Origin of the sequence: Prochlorococcus marinus XMU1404, assembly GCF_017696175.1 — a bacterium.
GTDB classification, from domain to species: domain Bacteria; phylum Cyanobacteriota; class Cyanobacteriia; order PCC-6307; family Cyanobiaceae; genus Prochlorococcus_A; species Prochlorococcus_A marinus_X.
On record NZ_JAAORE010000002.1, the window covers coordinates 194,802 to 211,531 of the forward strand.

Sequence of the window (16,730 nt, forward strand, 5' to 3'; positions counted from 1 at the left end):
AGCAATATTATCTATATATGTCGAATATTGATTTAAAAAGAAGAACAAAAATAGTAGCAACTATTGGCCCTGCAACTCAATCTGAAGAGACAATTACAGATTTAATTAAAGCTGGAGTTACAACATTCAGATTAAATTTCTCGCATGGAGATCATAAAGATCATGCTGCAAGAATAAAAACTATAAGAGAAGTATCAAAAAAATTAGATATAGATATTGGAATATTACAAGATCTTCAAGGACCTAAAATAAGATTAGGGCGCTTTAAAGATGGTCCAGTAAAAGTTAAAAAAGGTGATAAATTTACACTGACATCTAATGAAGTTGAATGCACAAATACTATTGCCAACGTAACCTACGACAAACTTTCTAATGAAGTCAGCGAAGGAAAAAGAATACTTTTAGATGATGGCAAAATAGAGATGATTGTAGAAAAAGTAGATATAAAATCCAATCTTTTAGAGTGCTTGGTGACTGTAGGGGGAGTTCTTTCAAATAATAAAGGTGTAAATTTCCCAGATGTTCAATTATCAGTAAAAGCACTAACAGAAAAAGATAAAGAGGATTTACAATTCGGTTTATCTGAAGGAGTAGATTGGATAGCCCTAAGTTTCGTTAGAAATCCATCCGATATAAACGAGATAAAAAATTTAATAAGCAAAAATGGACATTCAACTCCAGTAGTGGCAAAAATTGAAAAATTTGAAGCAATTGATCAAATTGATACTGTATTACCATTATGTGATGGTGTTATGGTTGCAAGAGGTGATTTGGGAGTAGAAATGCCTGCTGAAGAAGTTCCTCTTTTGCAAAAGGAATTAATTAGAAAAGCTAATTCATTAGGTATCCCAATAATTACAGCTACGCAAATGCTTGATTCAATGGCTTCGAATCCAAGACCAACTAGGGCTGAAGTTAGTGATGTTGCCAATGCAATTCTTGATGGAACAGATGCTGTAATGCTTTCAAACGAAACGGCAGTTGGTGATTATCCTGTAGAGGCAGTAGAAACGATGGCAACAATAGCGAGAAGAATTGAAAGGGATTATCCACTTAAAGCTATTGAGAGCCACTTACCTAGTACGATCCCAAATGCTATTAGTGCAGCAGTAAGTAATATTGCAAGACAACTAGACGCAGGAGCTATAATTCCTTTAACTAAATCAGGCTCTACTGCTCGAAATGTAAGTAAATTCAGACCACCAACACCTATCTTGGCAACTACTACAGAGAGGAGTGTAGCAAGAAGATTGCAACTTGTTTGGGGAGTCACTCCCATAGTAGTTAAAAATGATGAAAGAACAGCAAAAACTTTTAGTTTAGCTATGCAAATTGCACAGGAGATGGGAATCCTAAATCAAGGAGATTTAGTAGTTCAAACTGCAGGTACATTGACTGGTATTAGCGGATCTACAGATTTAATTAAAGTTGGTTTAGTAAGGAAGATTGTTTCAAGAGGAATTTCAATAGGGGAAATCGGTGTTACAGGTAAAGCAAGAATAATTAAAAATAACCTTGATATTTCCTTAATTTGTCCTGGAGAAATAATATTTGTTCAAGAAGATTTGATGGAGAATATCCCACTGAGTAAAAATATTGCAGGTATTGTTACGAACCAAAATGTTGATGACGTTTACGCTTTGTATAACAAAAATAATAAAAGGATATCTACAATTTGTAATTTAGAAAATATAGATAATCATCAAATTAGTAATGGCGACCTTATTACATTGCAGCTTAATGAAGGTGTTATATACATGGGGCAAATTGAAGACGTTGATGCAATAGATAAATATAAATATGTCTAGGAATATCTCTATAAAAGAAGCCTTAGGAATGGCTACAAAAACTTTAGTATCAAACAAATTGAGAAGTTCGTTAACAATGCTGGGGATAATAATAGGAAATGCATCAGTTATTACACTTGTTGGACTTGGAAGAGGAGCTCAAACATTAGCAAAAAACCAATTAAGTAATTTAGGTGCAAATGTTTTATTCATTGTTCCTGGAAATAATGACACAAGGAGAAGAGGTATTTCATTTCCTAAAAACCTTGTTTTAGAAGATGCATTAGCAATAAGTAATCAAGTCCCAACAGTTAAAAAAGTTGCTCCTCAAATCTCTGCTAACGAAATTGTGCAATCAAATTCTAAAAGTCTAAATATATCAATTGCAGGAGTTACTCCTGAATTTTTAACGGTTAGAAGCTTCGAGGTAGATAAGGGAAGATTTATATCTCAAGGCGATGTTAACAGCGCAAGAAGTTATGTAGTTATTGGACCTGATCTGAAAGATGAATTTTTCAAAGATAAATCTTCACTTGGGAAAAAAATCAGAATTAAAGATCATACTTATGAAATAATTGGAATTTTAAAACCAAAAGGGGCAGTATTTGGAAGTAATCAAGACAAAAATGCTTATATTCCATTAAACACAATGGTAAATAGGATAACTGGTAAGGATCCTACATATGGAGTAAGTTTAAGCTTTATTAGTGTTGAAGCGATAAATAAAAATGCAACCAGTGCCGCTAAATTCCAAATTACTAACTTATTAAGGCAAAGACATAAAATAATAAGAGATGATGACTTTGCCGTTAGATCACAAGAAGATGCATTAAATATAGTTACCAACATAACAAGTGGGCTAACTTTTTTATTGGCAGGTATTGGGGCAGTATCTTTAGTGGTTGGAGGAATAGGAATAATGAATATTATGCTCGTTTCTGTAAGTGAAAGGACTGAAGAAATTGGTCTTAGAAAAGCAATAGGAGCAAAACAGTCTGATATATTAATTCAATTTTTAATTGAAGCATTGATTTTGTCTACAATTGGAGGATTAATAGGAACAACAACCGGATTATCCGGTGTTTTTCTTTTAGCTCTGATAACACCACTTCCTGCATCTGTAGGAATTACAACTACTATTTCCACTATGATCATTTCAGGATCAATAGGTTTAATATTCGGCGTTTTACCCGCAAAAAGAGCCTCTAAATTAGATCCAATTGTTGCATTGAGAAGTTTATAAATAAAATTTATAATCATGCTCAATTTTTATAAATTAATTGAGATACTGGTGAGTCTTCAAGCACTAGTAATAACTACAATGCTACCTGTTTATATTCCAATACAATTTATCGATAAAACTAGTAATGGCTTTGAAATACCTATCACATGGCAAGTTCCAACTATAATCCTTCTAACGCTTATTTTTCATAAAAAAGTTATTTACAGAGCATTTACTATATATATAATTTTGGGATTATTTATATTTCCTATCTTTCATCAAGGAGGTTCAATAGGTTATTTGCTCACTCCAAACTTTGGTTATTTATTAGGTTTATATCCATTAATCAATATTATTGATAATTTAAATACTATAAATAAAATAAACGTAGGAAACTTCTTAAAAGTTGGATTTATAGCAATAGGTGCTATGCATTTAACTGGAATATTTTACAACTTCATACAAATTATATTCTACAGTCAATTTAATTTATTTTTATATAATTTAGGGAAATACTCATTAGGTAAGATTGGATATCATTTCTTAATGCTTTTTCCACTTTTATTACTTATTAAACCTATAGAACGTTTAAAACGTAGCAAATAATGATTAATAAGATACAAACAAAACTATATTTTTTATCATTAAGTATTTTTATTGTTCTAATAGATCAATTTACAAAATATTTAATGTTTTATAATAACAAGTTATTTATAAATAAAGATTTTCTTTTATTCAAATTAGACTTTGTTAAAAATTACGGGGCAGCATTTAACATATTTAGTGGTAGTAGAATATTTTTATCTTTAATAAGTATTTTTTTTTCAATAGTACTTATTTATTTAATATTTAGGAAAAATAATATAAATTCATTGGACCTTTATTCTTATAGCTTTATTCTTGGAGGTACTATTGGTAATGGTATAGATAGGATATATAAAGGTTATGTCGTCGATTTTATAAATTTAAATATTATAAATTTTCCAGTATTTAATATTGCTGATATATCTATTAATATTGGTTTTATTATTTTACTGTATAACATTTTTAAAAATAATAGATAATATGAATTACTGGAAATTAAGGTATATAAAGTATATTGTATTACTATTATTTCTATATATTTTATTTTCGATATTTATAAGAATAGTAAATATTTATACTATTTTATTTTTAATAGTAATTATTTATATCTTTTATAATATTGATAAAAAGTTATTTAAAAAAATAGTTTATAAAGTTATATATAAAAATAAAAAAAATACACTTTCATTCAAAAATACATATGGTGCTGCCAAAATAAGTTTGGAAAGTATCGATGAAATTAATAAAAAAATTAACGACAAAGTAAAAGTTGAATTGTTAAATTACCAAAAAAATAAACTAGAGTCACAATTAAAAACAGGAGATTATAAAGTTACTCTATTTGGAGCAGGTTCCTCAGGAAAAACATCTATAGCAAGATCTTTATTGAAAAATATTGTCGGACAAACTTCAGCGAAAATAGGTACAACAATGCAAATTAATAGCTATAAAATTCGTATCCCAATCTTAAAAAGAAACATTAATATAGTGGACACTCCGGGTTTATTCGAACCATCTAAATTAGGAGAAGAAAGAGAAAAAGCAACAATTATACAAGCATCAAATTCTGACTTAGTTCTTTTTGTAATAGATCAGGACATTAATAAATACGAAAACTATTTAATTAAAGAATTATTAAAATTAAGGAAAAAAATAATAATAGTTCTAAATAAATGTGATTTGAGGTCTAGAGATGAAAATGACCTCATCAAAGAAAATTTAATTTCTATAACATCCGCCAGAAAAAATCAAATTTCAGTTGTTCAAACAATTGCAGTACCTCAACAATCTCCCTATAGAAAATCAGATGCATTAAATATAGTTCCAGAAGTAGGAAGTTTATTTAGAGAAATAATTGAAACGCTCGATAATGATGGTGAAGAGTTATTGGCGGATAATATTCTTTTACGCTCAAATAAGTTAGGTATTAAAAGTAAAAATTTCGTGCAAGAACAAAGATATTTAATGTCAAATAAAGTGATTAATAAATATATGTGGATAACAGGAGGGGTAATACTGGTCAATCCACTACCAGCTGTTGATTTCCTGACTACTACCTCCGTAAACCTTCAAATGATAATGGAATTATCAAAAATATATGAAATAAAGCTTACTAAAAAAGATGCAAAAGACTTAGCGACTTCATTGCTAAGCGCATTAGCTAAACAAGGAATACTTAAAGGTGGTCTTGCCATTCTTTCTTCTGCTTTAGCTACAAGCTTGACTAAAATAATATTATCTAAATCTATACAATCAGTTACAGCAGGCTGGTTAATAAGAATAGTAGGACTAAGTTTGATTGAATATTTTAAAAATGGGCAAGATTGGGGAGATGGAGGAATTCAAGAAGTAGTAGATAAAATCTATAGAATAAGTAAGAGAGAGGACATTTTAAACAACTTTATAAAAGAAGCTATTTCAAAAATTGAAATGAAAAAGTATTTTAAATCAAATAAAAGTTTGCCTCCATTTACTATGTAATATTGGATAATTGATCATTTAAATAAGTTCTGAAATCAAAGATAGTTATTAAAAGTAAATAAGCAATACAAATAGCTATAGATATAAATCCTGTAATTATTGCAATAATTTTTGGTCTAACCATATTAATTAATTAGTTAAGCATCTAAAAGTCTCAAAAGTTCTTCAATATGAGATTCATTAGTATTGTAATTCCCCATGACAACCCGTAAAAAATATTTACCTTTAAATTTTGGTCTAGAAAGCATAAAATTATTGTTAATTAGTTCATTAACTTTAGTTTGAGTCCATACATCAGAGTCTTTTGGCTCAAGTTTCTTTGGTAAGAATGAGACAATATGAAGAGGACCTGAATATATATCAAATTTATTTTTACTAATTTTTTTTATAAAGAAATCTTTTCTTTTAATTGATGATTTTAATATATTTTCTATTCCATTCAGACCTAAAAAACGTAACCCAAGCCATAGTTTGATAACCTCTGCTGGTCTAGAACCTTGTATGCCTATTTCTCCTCTATTTAAAATATTTTCTTTAGATGATAAATATGGTAGTCCAGTATTAAAAGTATTTTCTAAAGTACTCATATTTGAGACCAATAATAAAGATGAAGTCTTTGTAATACCAATGATTTTTTGTGGATTTATCGTTATCGAATTAGCCTGATTAATATTATTTAGACCTTCTATTGGAATTGAAGTTATAGCAAAAATCCCTCCAATTGAACCATCAATATGCAACCATATTTTTCTTTGTTTACAGATTTCACTTATTTCTTTAATAGGATCAATGGCTCCTCTTACAGTTGTCCCAAGGGTGGCAACAATAGCAAATATTTTTTTATTTTCTATTAAACATTTATCTAATGATTTTCTGAGATCGTTAATATCCATTCGACCTTGATTATCAGTTTTAATCCTGACAAGATTCGTAGTATCAAGCCCCATTACTCTTATACATTTAACGAAAGAAGAATGGGCATCTTCACTAACAAGTAATACAGAATTAGGGTTTGTACCTAATCCAGCATTATTTCTAGCTGCTATAAGTGCATTCAGATTACTTAATGTACCTCCGCTAGCAGCGATACCTCCTGAGAAATCATCAAACCCTATTTTCTTTGCAAACCATTTACATAATGATTCCTCAAGCAAAGTTACACTTGGTGATAACTCGTAAGCGAGAAGATTATTATTTAAACCAGCAGCAATTAAATCTCCTAAAATAGAGAAAATTAAAGGGGGAGGGTCCAGGTGAGCTAGTGACCCAGGATGAACGGGATTAAATGAATTATTCAAAAGAGATTCAATCTCAGAAAACAAATCCTCTTCAGAGTTACCATCTTCCGCAGGCATAATGCACTTGAAACTCTGATCAAAAGGTAAAGGACCATTTTTATCAGCTTTAGAGAACCAGTCACAAAGAATTTGACTTGCTCTATTTAAAAGAGTAATCAATTTGTCATTAGTCCCTAAATATGAGGGGAAATAAATACTTTTATTATTAATTAAATCTTCAGCCATCAGATAAAATATCTATTAATAATTCTATTCTCAATATTGGCAAATGAGATATATTTTTGAAAATGAAAATAGTAATAAAGATCAAAACAAAAAAACAAATAATTCAAAATACACTTTGTGGATGAATTCGATATTAAGAAGATCCAAAGAAATTGGAAAAGTTGAGCTACCAATCTGTTCAATAATATTAGATGAGAGAGGAAGATGTATCGGGAGAGGGGTTAACAGGAGGAATATAAATAAAGACCCATTAGGTCATGCTGAGATAATGGCACTTAGGCAGGCATCTCTAATAAAAAATGATTGGAGATTTAATGAATGTACCATTATCACAAATTTAGAACCTTGTACTATGTGTTCCTCTGCTCTTATTCAAGCGCGGATGGGTAAAGTCATTTTCGGGGCTTACGATAAGAAAAGAGGTGGATTGGGTGGGTCAATTGACCTATCAAAACATGAAAGTGCTCATCACAAAATGGAAATAATTGGAGGTATCCTAGAAGATGAATGCAGTCAAATTTTACAGATTTGGTTCAAAAAGTTGAGGACTCAAAAATAGAAAATTTCTTTAGCTCAGTATCAAATATGTTTAATAATCTATCAACATTCTCCTCACAGGAATTAAAACCCATTAGCCCTACACGCCAAACCTTTCCGGATAATTCTCCAAGTCCATTTCCTATTTCAATTCCAAAATTTCTTAAGAGATGATTTCTAAAACCATCTCCATCAACTGCTGGAGGTATTTTAACTGTGGTTAAAGTGGGCAATCTATAATCCTCTGATACATGTAATTCCATTCCAAGACTTTCTAAACCATTCCACAGTTTCTTTGAATTAGTATTATGTCTATTCCAAACATTTTCTAAACCCTCATTCGCAATTAATCGTAAACCTTCACGAATAGCAAAATTCATATTTACAGGCGCAGTATGATGGTAAACACGATCAGAACCCCAATATTTATTTAATAGGGATAAATCTAAATACCAGTTAGGTACTTTTGTTTTTCTTGAACTTAGTTTTTCTTCAGCTCTTTTATTCATTGTAAAAGGGCTTAATCCTGGGGGACAACTTAATCCCTTTTGACTACAACTGTAGGCTAGATCAATTTTCCATTCATCTATCAATAATTCCAAAGCGCCAAGTGAAGTAACTGCATCAACTAAAAACAAGCAGTTATTTTTTCTACATACATCACCAATACCATCAAGAGGTTGTAAAACACCACTTGATGTTTCAGCATGGACAATAGCAAAAATAGCTGGTTTTTTGGTCTCTATTTCATACTTAATTTCATCATAAGTAAAAGCCTCTCCCCATGGTTTTTCAATAACGGAAACTTGAGCTTTATATCTAGTTGCCATATCAACTAATCTATCTCCAAAATATCCTTTTTTAGCAATAAGAATTTTTTCGCCTTCTTCAATAAAATTAGCTATTGAAGCTTCCATTGCTGCGCTACCAGTGCCACTCATTGGGAGTGTAAGACGATTATTGCACTGCCAGGTATACCTTAAAAGTTGTTGTACATCAGACATCAATGAGATATATGCTTCATCTAAATGACCAATAGGATTCAAAGAAAGAGCGCTTAAGACTTCTGGATGTGCATTTGAAGGTCCAGGTCCTAATAAAAGTCTGGAGGGAACATAAGTCTTTGAAAAATGAGATAAATTCTCTTTATTTAAAGCTGGAATAAGTTTTGCTTCTGTCAAAGCATTACATTTAATTACTTTTAAATTAAACTAATATCGTCGCTTAAGCGATATTTTTTTATAGAAATTAATTCAATTTAAATAATTAAGTAAATAATTATTAAAGTTATGACTTGAAACACTGAAAGAAGGCATCTAGTGTTGAAAAAAGTTACGTTTGATACATAAATAAGAACCATCAAGTTATTAATTTCATAGAAGGTATCTCAAAAGTTATGTCTAAGTCTCCACAAGATGTTTTAAGTCAAATTAAGGACGAAGGAATTGAACTCATCGATTTAAAATTCACAGACATCCATGGTAAATGGCAACATTTAACTCTTACATCAGACATGATAGAAGAGGAATCATTTACAGAAGGTCTAGCATTTGATGGTTCATCAATAAGAGGTTGGAAAGCAATTAATGCCTCCGATATGTCGATGGTCCCTGATGCAAGTACAGCTTGGATAGATCCTTTTTATAAACATAAAACTCTAAGTATGATTTGCTCTATTCAAGAGCCAAGAAGCGGGGAACCTTATGATAGGTGTCCAAGAGCTCTAGCTCAAAAGGCATTAAAATATTTAGACTCGACTGGTATAGCAGATAATGCATTTTTTGGACCGGAACCGGAATTCTTCTTATTTGATGATGTTAGATATGACTCTAAAGAAGGAGGTTGTTTTTATAGTGTAGATACTATTGAAGCCCCATGGAATACAGGAAGAATTGAAGAAGGGGGAAACTTAGGATACAAAATACAATATAAAGAAGGATATTTTCCAGTAGCTCCAAATGATACTGCGCAAGATATCAGATCTGAGATGCTTCTTCTTATGGGTGAATTAGGTATCCCTACAGAAAAGCATCACCATGAAGTTGCTGGTGCCGGCCAACACGAACTTGGAATGAAATTTGATTCGTTAATAAATGCTGCTGATAACGTTATGACTTATAAATACGTTGTCAGGAATGTTGCAAAAAAATATGGAAAAACAGCAACATTTATGCCCAAACCTGTTTTTAACGATAACGGAACAGGAATGCATGTTCACCAAAGTTTATGGAAGAGTGGACAGCCACTATTCTTTGGTGAAGGATCATATGCAAATTTATCTCAAACAGCGAGATGGTACATCGGAGGCATACTTAAACATGCACCTTCATTCCTAGCGTTTACTAACCCAACTACAAATAGTTATAAACGATTGGTTCCAGGTTTCGAAGCACCTGTAAATCTAGTTTATTCTGAGGGTAATAGATCAGCTGCGGTAAGAATACCTTTAACAGGTCCAAGCCCTAAAGCTAAAAGATTAGAATTCAGATCAGGTGACGCACTTGCAAATCCTTACTTAGCATTCTCTGTAATGATGCTTGCTGGTATTGATGGAATTAAAAATCAAATTGATCCTGGAGATGGAGTAGATGTAGATTTGTTTGAACTTCCAGCTGATGAACTTGCAAAAATTGATACAGTACCTTCATCTCTAAATGACTCACTTAATGCGCTAAAAGCAGATAAGGATTATTTATTAGCTGGTGGAGTATTTACTGAAGATTTTATTGATAACTTTATCGATATAAAATACGAAGAGGTACAACAATTAAGACAAAGGCCTCATCCACATGAATTCTTCATGTATTACGATGCATAATTAAAAGATCACCTTAGTTTAAATTAATCAATTTGAGAAATATCACAAAATATTCTCAAATTGATTTTTTTTTTGTTGGAATATAGATATATAAATTGAAAAATGGCTAGGGAATCTATTTCTAAAATTGCATATAAAACGCTACAACAAAGTAAAAGCATTGCAGGTTTCGCTCACAAGCAGATTAGTTCAAGATTAATGAACTTTATTCTTCCCGATTCAAAGCTTGAAAATTTTGATATAGATAGAGATCTTCTAATGCAAATCCAAAATTCAATGGATATCTTAAGAGAAGAAGATTGGAATGATGCAGAAAAAAATATATATCCAAAAAAATTATTGTTTGACGAACCATGGCTAAGATATCTAACTCAATATCCTAAAATTTGGCTCGATATGCCTAATACATGGGATAGACGCAGAAAACAAAACTTTGATGATCTTCCAAAATCAATTGATAAAGATAATTATCCTCAATATTACTTGAGAAATTTTCATCATCAAACAGATGGTTATTTATCAGATTTTTCAGCTAGCATTTATGACTTACAAGTTGAGATACTTTTCAATGGTAGTGCTGACTCAATGAGGAGAAGAATAATTAAGCCAATAAAAGAAGGACTTGAATTTTTTAGAGACAGGAAAAAAAGTTCTATAAAAATACTTGATGTAGCTACAGGATCAGGAAGAACATTAAAACAATTAAGAGCCGCATTTACTAAAGAAAAAATTACAGGAATTGATTTATCTGATTCATACTTAAAAGAGGCAAGTAGATATATTTCAGATTTAGATGGAGATTTAATTCAGTTAATAAAAGGTAACGCTGAGGAATTACCTTTTGAAAATGATAGTTTTCAATGCGTTTCTTGTGTTTACTTATTTCATGAATTACCTAGAACAATTAGAGCTAAAGTATTAAATGAATTTTTTAGAGTTCTTGAACCTGGCGGAGTATTAGTTTTAGCTGATTCAATTCAAATAAATGATTCACCTGACTTTACATCCGTAATGGAAAGCTTCTATAAATCTTTTCATGAGCCTTTTTATTGTGATTATATAAAAGAGGATATAAATTCTAAAATTGAGGATGTAGGGTTTAAAGATGTAAAATCAAATTCCTTTTTTATGACCAAAGTATGGTCTGCTGTAAAGTAAATAAAAACTCCTATGACCTATTGGGATAAAGATACTATTCAGCTTGTTCAAAGTCTTAATGACAAATTAAAAATTGATCATTCTAAATGGCATAAAGATAAAGGAAATAAATATAAACGATCTGCAGAACTAATTTCTGCGGGATTATGCCACTTAATTATTTCTGGTAATGAGAAGGAAACTATTGAGTATATAGAAGAAAGTATTAAATGGTTAAAAGAAATTAATTTAGATCAACCTTGCCCTAGTAAAAATCACCTTTTTAAAGCCAACTGAAGCCTATTACCTTTACTACTCCATCTAATGTCATCAAAACATTCATTAATAATGTATAGTCCACGACCATTTACACTACTTATTTTTTTTGGTAATTTGTAGTCTCTTTTTTTTATTTCTAATCCATTACCTTGATCTTGAATTTGCCAAACACACCAATTAGGAGTAATTATTCTTCTTACTCTGATACTTTTTGTGGGATCTAATTTATTTCCATGTTTTACAGCGTTAACAAGAGCTTCATGTAAGCCAAGTTTTATGAGGTATTTTGATTGAGAGTTATTAATTGGTTCTAATAATTTATCAACAAATTCATTTAGTTGTAATGAGGACTCAAATTCGTAAATTGACCAGTTAATCCTTGGTCTCTTAAAAAATTTTTTTAAAATATTTTTGCCCTGAAGTAAGGACATAATAATATTTTGATACTTTCTTAATTTTAACTTATTAAATACCTCAATTTAAAGAATATTATTATGTCTCTCTGCAATAGCAGGATGTTTGAGAATGGAATCCATGAGTCTTACTCCTCTTAGTTGATTTATTAAAGGCATATGTCCATCAGGAGCATCCAATGACCAACGAAAAGATCCAGGATATCTAGTCCATAAGCCCTCTTTTTTCCAACCTATTTTCGGCCACATTAATTCATATTTTTTACCTACTGATTTTAATATCTTTGCTTGAATTGAGAATCCAAATCTCCCAGTTGAATAAATAGTCCATAATCTATCTATTGTTTGTAGATCTTTTCCTGACATATTCTTAACTTCACTATAGAAAACATATCCACGTTTCTCAGCTAATTTTCCAGCTAATTTCCGTAAGTAGGAACTTGTTAATCTATCCGCCTCTTCAAATTTTTGCTCAACCAACATCAGTTGCAAATCCTTATAATTAATATCAATATCTGAATCTGTATTAAACCAATGATTGAATCTAGAGTTTTCAAAGAATTCAGGTTTAAATTTTTTTAAAACTTGCAATATCCAACCAGCAGCCCAGTCATCTCCTTCATTGTCAAAGATATCAAAAAGTGAAGGGCCAAGATTAAAAATATTTTCGACTTCAGATTCTATTTGAGATAATGAATTTATTCTTTTTCTTTGATTGGAATCTACAAAATTTTTTATCAGGTCTAATGTAGCATTACTATAGTTACCTTGTTCTTTGTTATTCATTTTAAAAAATCAATCAAAAAATAAAAACTATCCATGTATTTCAAAAGAAAAGAACTAGAGAAATTTAGAAGTTTAAAAGGACCACTTATAGATGTTAGAAGCCCAGGTGAATATTATAAAGGACACATGCCTAATTCTATTAACATTCCACTATTTGATAATGATGAGAGATCAATAATTGGCACGATTTATAAAAAAGAAGGAAGAAAAAAAGCAGTGATAGAGGGATTAAAATTTTTTGAAAAAAAAATGGAATTTATTCTTGATAATTTATTCATGAGTATTGAGTCTTATAAAAATTTTCCTAATAAAAATAACGAATTTTTTATCAGAATATATTGTTCTAGAGGAGGAATGCGTTCACAAAGCATTGCTTGGCTACTAGAAAAATATAAATTAAATCCAATAACACTTAAGGGAGGCTATAAAATATACAGAAGATGTGTATTAGATAGTTTCTCAAAAAAGTTGAATATAGTAGTTATTGGCGGAAAAACAGGAACAGGGAAGACAAGATTATTATCATTACTAGAGAAATATAAATATCAAACTATTGATCTTGAAGGATTTGCTTGTCATAGAGGAAGTACATTTGGAGGTTTAGGAATGAAAGAACAACCTTCAAATGAACAATTTGAAAATATAATTGCAGAAAAATTAAATTCTTTTAAATGTTCTAAAAATATTTTTGTAGAAGCTGAAAGTGCAAATATTGGTAAATGCAAAATTCCTCATGAATTCTTCAATCAGATGAAACATTCTAGGAGAATTGAAATTTTAAGAAGCGAATCTAACAGGTTAGATGAGCTTATAGATACTTATAGTGTTTTTAAGAAAGAGGAACTCCAAGAATCTGTATTAAGGATCAAAAAAAGATTAGGGCCGCAAAGAACAAAAATAGCTCTTGATTCAATTAATAATGAGAAATGGGCCTTAGTTTGCAAAGCAGTTCTAGATTATTACGATAAGTGTTATGAATTTGAAAAGGTTGGCAAAACAAATATAACGTTTTTAGATTTAACCGACAAAAAATATGATGAAAGGATTCTAGAGTTAATAAATAATGTTTTATAAAATAATTACAAACGAATATGAAAAATATTTCCTAAGATAAAAAATTATTAACCGATTATTATGAAAGAAAATAAAACTGCAAAAATACAATTTTACGAGGGGACTGATGAACCAGTTGTGCCTGAAATAAGACTGACTAGGAGCAAAGATGGTACCACCGGCCAAGCATTATTTTTGTTCGAAAAACCTCAGGCATTATCTTCAATTACAGACGGTGAAATAACAGGTATGCGTATGATTGATTCCGAAGGAGAAATACTAACTAGGGAAGTTAAAGTAAAGTTTGTTGATGGAGAACCCATATTTTTAGAAGCAGTTTATATTTGGAAGAAAACATCAGACTTTGATAGATTTATGAGATTTGCAAATAGTTATGCCAAATCAAACGGATTAGGATATTCTGAAAAGAAGTAAAATGTTTAAAAATTGAATAGTTCATTATATTTCAAGTTAGTAGTAATATTAATCACTTCGTTAATAATATGGACTTTAAGAGATTTTCTCCTTTTAATAGTTTGTTCTTTAGTAATTTCAAATATTGTATGTAATTTATGCAATCAAATACAAAAGGGCTTGAAAATCCCCCGATCGCTTTCTTTGTTTCTTGTCTTAACCGTTATTTCAGTAATAGTATTTACTATTTTTATTCTTGTATTGCCTCCGTTTATAAAAGAATTCAATGAAATACTTGTTGATATTCCAAATGGTTTATCAAAAATAAATATTTTGATTAATACAAATTTGAACAAATTTAATAGCCTATTTTATGGCGAACAACCCGAAAATGTTATAGACATATTCAGTCTTATAAATAATGTAGTTACCATTCCAGATGCTTCAACTATTGCAAAAGCTATTCAAGAAAGCTTTAAAAATTTAATAAATATAGCGGGGAATCTGGGTTCCGGTCTTTTGAAATTAATATTTGTATTAGCAGTGAGTTTGATGATTTCTATTGAACCAAAACAGTATAAAGAAAATATACTTCTTTTAATTCCAAAAAATTATCGCAACAAATTTAGAAATATTCTGGAAAAATGCAATATTGCATTAGCAAATTGGACCTTTTCTATGGTTATAAGCTCATTATCAGTAGGTCTATTATCATTAATAGTTTTGTCTATATTAGATGTCAAATATGTTGTCTCAAACGCTTTAATAGCAATGGTTCTTAATATAATTCCAAATATAGGTCCAGTTATTAGTGGTATATTTCCAATCTCAATTGCACTACTTGATAATTTTTGGAAGCCACTGGCTGTTTTAGGAGCATATGTAATAATTCAAAATATTGAAAGCTATATAATAATGCCATCTATAATGAAGAAAAAAGCAAACTTACTTCCTGGTTTGACATTAATATCACAATTTGGATTTACATTCATTTTTGGTCCATTAGGCTTAATACTTTCTCTTCCATTAGCTGTAGTAATTCAGGTTTTAATCAAAGAATCATTTAAAGATATTTAAAAGCTAGTTAATTAATTTTTTATATAAATATGGGTAGGATAAAAGTATAAAGAAAGCTAAGGGATGATTACCAATAGCAAAATAAAGTGAACTAAATGTAAAATGATCAAATAATATTCTTAATTCGGTAGAAAGATCTATTAAAACTAAAGAAAATAAAATTATCAAATAGTAATTCAATTTCATAAATCTAGAAGGTTAAACTCAGTCATTCAGCAACAAAGATGGAGCCAATAAAATACTTGAATAACTTCCAACTATTATTCCTAATGATAAGGCCAAAGAAAACCAAAATAGTGAGTAAGATCCAAACAAAATTATGCTTAATAAAGGGATAAGGGTTGTAATACTGGTAAAAGTTGTTCTTCTAAATGATTCGTTAACTGATAATTGAATAGTTTCGTTATAGCCTTCTTTCTTTGATTTTAAATTCTCACGAATTCTATCAAATATAACAACTGTATCATTAACAGAATAACCAGCAATAGTTAACAATGACACAGCAAATAAACTGTTTACCTCGACGGATAATATAATTCCCAACCAAGAGAATATACCGAAAACAATAAATAAATCATGGAATAAGGCTAATAATGCAAATAATGCATATTTTTTATCAAATCTAATGGTTATATATAAAGAAATTGCAAATAAAGAAACCAACAATGAAGTAACACAATTAGTAAGTAATCTTTTCCCAAGCTTTGGACCTATTAATCTTGAATCCTTACTCTCATAATTCAGAGGTCCAATAATATTATCAAGATTAGTAATAAGATTATTTGATTCTTCGATACTTAAATAAGGTGTTCTTATTGAAATTAATTTATTATTATTTTGGAATTGTAATTTAATATTATTTAAAACATTTTTATTTTTAGAAATCTCTCTTAAATTTTCCAAAACTGAATCAGGGGAAACATTAGAACATTCCGCTTCACAAACTCTTTCTATTCTTAGTTCATTTCCCCCAACAAAATCCATCCCTAAATTTATAGGTTTCTTATAAGAAGTATTAAATGCAGAATATAAAATTCCTAGAAGACTCAACAAAATGAGAACAGTTGAGAAACTAATTATCTTTTTTTTATTTTTTATTAGTTCAAGATTGTATTTCAT

General features: G+C 29.9%; 18 protein-coding genes. 12 read left to right on the forward strand and 6 right to left on the reverse strand.

Features of this window, described 5'->3' with window-relative positions; genetic code table 11:
* The first annotated feature begins 17 nt into the window (after positions 1–17).
* From pyk to HA144_RS04705, 5 genes are read left to right on the forward strand one after another with little or no spacing between them, the layout of a single operon-like run.
* Positions 18–1,808: a pyruvate kinase gene (pyk, locus tag HA144_RS04685; protein ID WP_209042955.1), complete on the forward strand. Its 1,791-nt coding sequence runs from the start codon at positions 18–20 to the stop codon at positions 1,806–1,808.
* Complete coding sequence (locus tag HA144_RS04690) at positions 1,801–3,030, forward strand: ABC transporter permease (protein ID WP_209042956.1); 1,230 nt, start codon at positions 1,801–1,803, stop codon at positions 3,028–3,030. Before pyk ends, HA144_RS04690 begins: the two co-directional genes overlap by 8 nt.
* A 15-nt stretch (positions 3,031–3,045) precedes the next feature.
* Entirely contained in the window at positions 3,046–3,615 is a 570-nt protein-coding gene (locus HA144_RS04695) for a biotin transporter BioY (RefSeq protein WP_209042957.1), read from the forward strand.
* Positions 3,615–4,073, forward strand: a complete 459-nt coding sequence (gene lspA / locus HA144_RS04700) for a signal peptidase II (RefSeq protein ID WP_209042958.1) — start codon at positions 3,615–3,617, stop codon at positions 4,071–4,073. The genes HA144_RS04695 and lspA overlap by 1 nt, the downstream gene beginning before the upstream one ends.
* Position 4,074: 1 nt before the next feature.
* Positions 4,075–5,574 carry a GTP-binding protein gene (locus tag HA144_RS04705; protein ID WP_209042959.1) on the forward strand — a complete coding sequence of 500 codons (1,500 nt, stop codon included), beginning with the start codon at positions 4,075–4,077 and terminating at the stop codon, positions 5,572–5,574.
* On the opposite strand, the gene HA144_RS09565 is transcribed toward HA144_RS04705, so the two are convergent.
* Together HA144_RS09565 and HA144_RS04710 are read right to left on the reverse strand one after the other, a co-directional pair.
* Positions 5,567–5,698, reverse strand: a complete 132-nt coding sequence (locus HA144_RS09565) for a hypothetical protein (RefSeq protein ID WP_257470522.1) — start codon at positions 5,696–5,698, stop codon at positions 5,567–5,569. The two genes, HA144_RS04705 and HA144_RS09565, sit on opposite strands and share 8 nt — an antisense overlap.
* Positions 5,699–5,711: 13 nt before the next feature.
* Positions 5,712–7,097 carry a pyridoxal phosphate-dependent decarboxylase family protein gene (locus HA144_RS04710; protein WP_209042960.1) on the reverse strand — a complete coding sequence of 462 codons (1,386 nt, stop codon included), beginning with the start codon at positions 7,095–7,097 and terminating at the stop codon, positions 5,712–5,714.
* A 43-nt stretch (positions 7,098–7,140) separates the two neighbouring features.
* On the opposite strand from HA144_RS04710, the gene HA144_RS04715 reads away from it, so the two are divergent.
* Complete coding sequence (locus tag HA144_RS04715) at positions 7,141–7,656, forward strand: nucleoside deaminase (RefSeq protein WP_209042961.1); 516 nt, start codon at positions 7,141–7,143, stop codon at positions 7,654–7,656.
* Here HA144_RS04715 and HA144_RS04720 read toward each other — a convergent pair.
* A complete protein-coding gene (locus HA144_RS04720; RefSeq protein WP_209042962.1) occupies positions 7,631–8,815 on the reverse strand; it encodes a pyridoxal-phosphate-dependent aminotransferase family protein in 1,185 nt (394 codons plus the stop codon). The genes HA144_RS04715 and HA144_RS04720 overlap by 26 nt on opposite strands.
* A 215-nt stretch (positions 8,816–9,030) precedes the next feature.
* Here HA144_RS04720 and glnA point away from each other — a divergent pair, with 215 nt between their 5' ends.
* From glnA to HA144_RS04735, 3 genes are all read left to right on the forward strand, one after another.
* A complete protein-coding gene (gene glnA, locus HA144_RS04725; protein ID WP_209042963.1) occupies positions 9,031–10,452 on the forward strand; it encodes a type I glutamate--ammonia ligase in 1,422 nt (473 codons plus the stop codon).
* A gap of 102 nt (positions 10,453–10,554) precedes the next feature.
* Entirely contained in the window at positions 10,555–11,610 is a 1,056-nt protein-coding gene (locus tag HA144_RS04730; RefSeq protein ID WP_209042964.1) for a class I SAM-dependent methyltransferase, read from the forward strand.
* Positions 11,611–11,622: 12 nt separating this feature from the next.
* Positions 11,623–11,886: a DUF6439 family protein gene (locus HA144_RS04735; RefSeq protein WP_209042965.1), complete on the forward strand. Its 264-nt coding sequence runs from the start codon at positions 11,623–11,625 to the stop codon at positions 11,884–11,886.
* On the opposite strand, the gene HA144_RS04740 is transcribed toward HA144_RS04735, so the two are convergent.
* Both HA144_RS04740 and HA144_RS04745 read right to left on the reverse strand, forming a co-directional pair.
* The gene (locus HA144_RS04740; RefSeq protein WP_209042966.1) at positions 11,865–12,299 is read right to left on the reverse strand and encodes an ATP-binding protein; all 435 of its coding nucleotides are present in this window, start codon (positions 12,297–12,299) and stop codon (positions 11,865–11,867) included. The two genes, HA144_RS04735 and HA144_RS04740, sit on opposite strands and share 22 nt — an antisense overlap.
* Positions 12,300–12,347: 48 nt before the next feature.
* Entirely contained in the window at positions 12,348–13,067 is a 720-nt protein-coding gene (locus HA144_RS04745; protein ID WP_209042967.1) for a GUN4 domain-containing protein, read from the reverse strand.
* Between the two features lie 33 nt (positions 13,068–13,100).
* Between HA144_RS04745 and mnmH the strand changes: the two genes are divergently transcribed.
* Genes mnmH through HA144_RS04760 form a run of 3 tightly spaced genes read left to right on the forward strand, consistent with a single transcriptional unit; the run spans position 13,101 to position 15,611 of the window.
* Entirely contained in the window at positions 13,101–14,141 is a 1,041-nt protein-coding gene (gene mnmH / locus HA144_RS04750; RefSeq protein WP_209042968.1) for a tRNA 2-selenouridine(34) synthase MnmH, read from the forward strand.
* 60 nt (positions 14,142–14,201) lie between these two features.
* Positions 14,202–14,555: a photosystem II reaction center protein Psb28 gene (gene psb28 / locus HA144_RS04755; RefSeq protein ID WP_209042969.1), complete on the forward strand. Its 354-nt coding sequence runs from the start codon at positions 14,202–14,204 to the stop codon at positions 14,553–14,555.
* A gap of 12 nt (positions 14,556–14,567) precedes the next feature.
* A complete protein-coding gene (locus tag HA144_RS04760; protein ID WP_209042970.1) occupies positions 14,568–15,611 on the forward strand; it encodes an AI-2E family transporter in 1,044 nt (347 codons plus the stop codon).
* A gap of 204 nt (positions 15,612–15,815) precedes the next feature.
* On the opposite strand, the gene secF is transcribed toward HA144_RS04760, so the two are convergent.
* Positions 15,816–16,730 carry a protein translocase subunit SecF gene (secF, locus tag HA144_RS04765; RefSeq protein ID WP_209042971.1) on the reverse strand — a complete coding sequence of 305 codons (915 nt, stop codon included), beginning with the start codon at positions 16,728–16,730 and terminating at the stop codon, positions 15,816–15,818.

Excerpts from the sequence above, each read along its gene's own strand:
- HA144_RS04715 (WP_209042961.1), top strand. The coding sequence starts at position 7,141 with ATGAGATATATTTTTGAAAATGAAAATAGTAATAAAGATCAAAACAAA.
- HA144_RS04735 (WP_209042965.1), top strand. The coding sequence starts at position 11,623 with ATGACCTATTGGGATAAAGATACTATTCAGCTTGTTCAAAGTCTTAAT.
- HA144_RS04745 (WP_209042967.1), bottom strand. The coding sequence starts at position 13,067 with ATGAATAACAAAGAACAAGGTAACTATAGTAATGCTACATTAGACCTG.
- secF (WP_209042971.1), bottom strand. The coding sequence starts at position 16,730 with ATGAAATACAATCTTGAACTAATAAAAAATAAAAAAAAGATAATTAGT.
- HA144_RS04730 (WP_209042964.1), top strand. The coding sequence starts at position 10,555 with ATGGCTAGGGAATCTATTTCTAAAATTGCATATAAAACGCTACAACAA.
- HA144_RS04690 (WP_209042956.1), top strand. The coding sequence starts at position 1,801 with ATGTCTAGGAATATCTCTATAAAAGAAGCCTTAGGAATGGCTACAAAA.
- HA144_RS04740 (WP_209042966.1), bottom strand. The coding sequence starts at position 12,299 with ATGTCCTTACTTCAGGGCAAAAATATTTTAAAAAAATTTTTTAAGAGA.
- HA144_RS04695 (WP_209042957.1), top strand. The coding sequence starts at position 3,046 with ATGCTCAATTTTTATAAATTAATTGAGATACTGGTGAGTCTTCAAGCA.
- HA144_RS09565 (WP_257470522.1), bottom strand. The coding sequence starts at position 5,698 with ATGGTTAGACCAAAAATTATTGCAATAATTACAGGATTTATATCTATA.
- lspA (WP_209042958.1), top strand. The coding sequence starts at position 3,615 with ATGATTAATAAGATACAAACAAAACTATATTTTTTATCATTAAGTATT.
- HA144_RS04710 (WP_209042960.1), bottom strand. The coding sequence starts at position 7,097 with ATGGCTGAAGATTTAATTAATAATAAAAGTATTTATTTCCCCTCATAT.
- pyk (WP_209042955.1), top strand. The coding sequence starts at position 18 with ATGTCGAATATTGATTTAAAAAGAAGAACAAAAATAGTAGCAACTATT.
- psb28 (WP_209042969.1), top strand. The coding sequence starts at position 14,202 with ATGAAAGAAAATAAAACTGCAAAAATACAATTTTACGAGGGGACTGAT.
- glnA (WP_209042963.1), top strand. The coding sequence starts at position 9,031 with ATGTCTAAGTCTCCACAAGATGTTTTAAGTCAAATTAAGGACGAAGGA.
- HA144_RS04705 (WP_209042959.1), top strand. The coding sequence starts at position 4,075 with ATGAATTACTGGAAATTAAGGTATATAAAGTATATTGTATTACTATTA.
- mnmH (WP_209042968.1), top strand. The coding sequence starts at position 13,101 with ATGTATTTCAAAAGAAAAGAACTAGAGAAATTTAGAAGTTTAAAAGGA.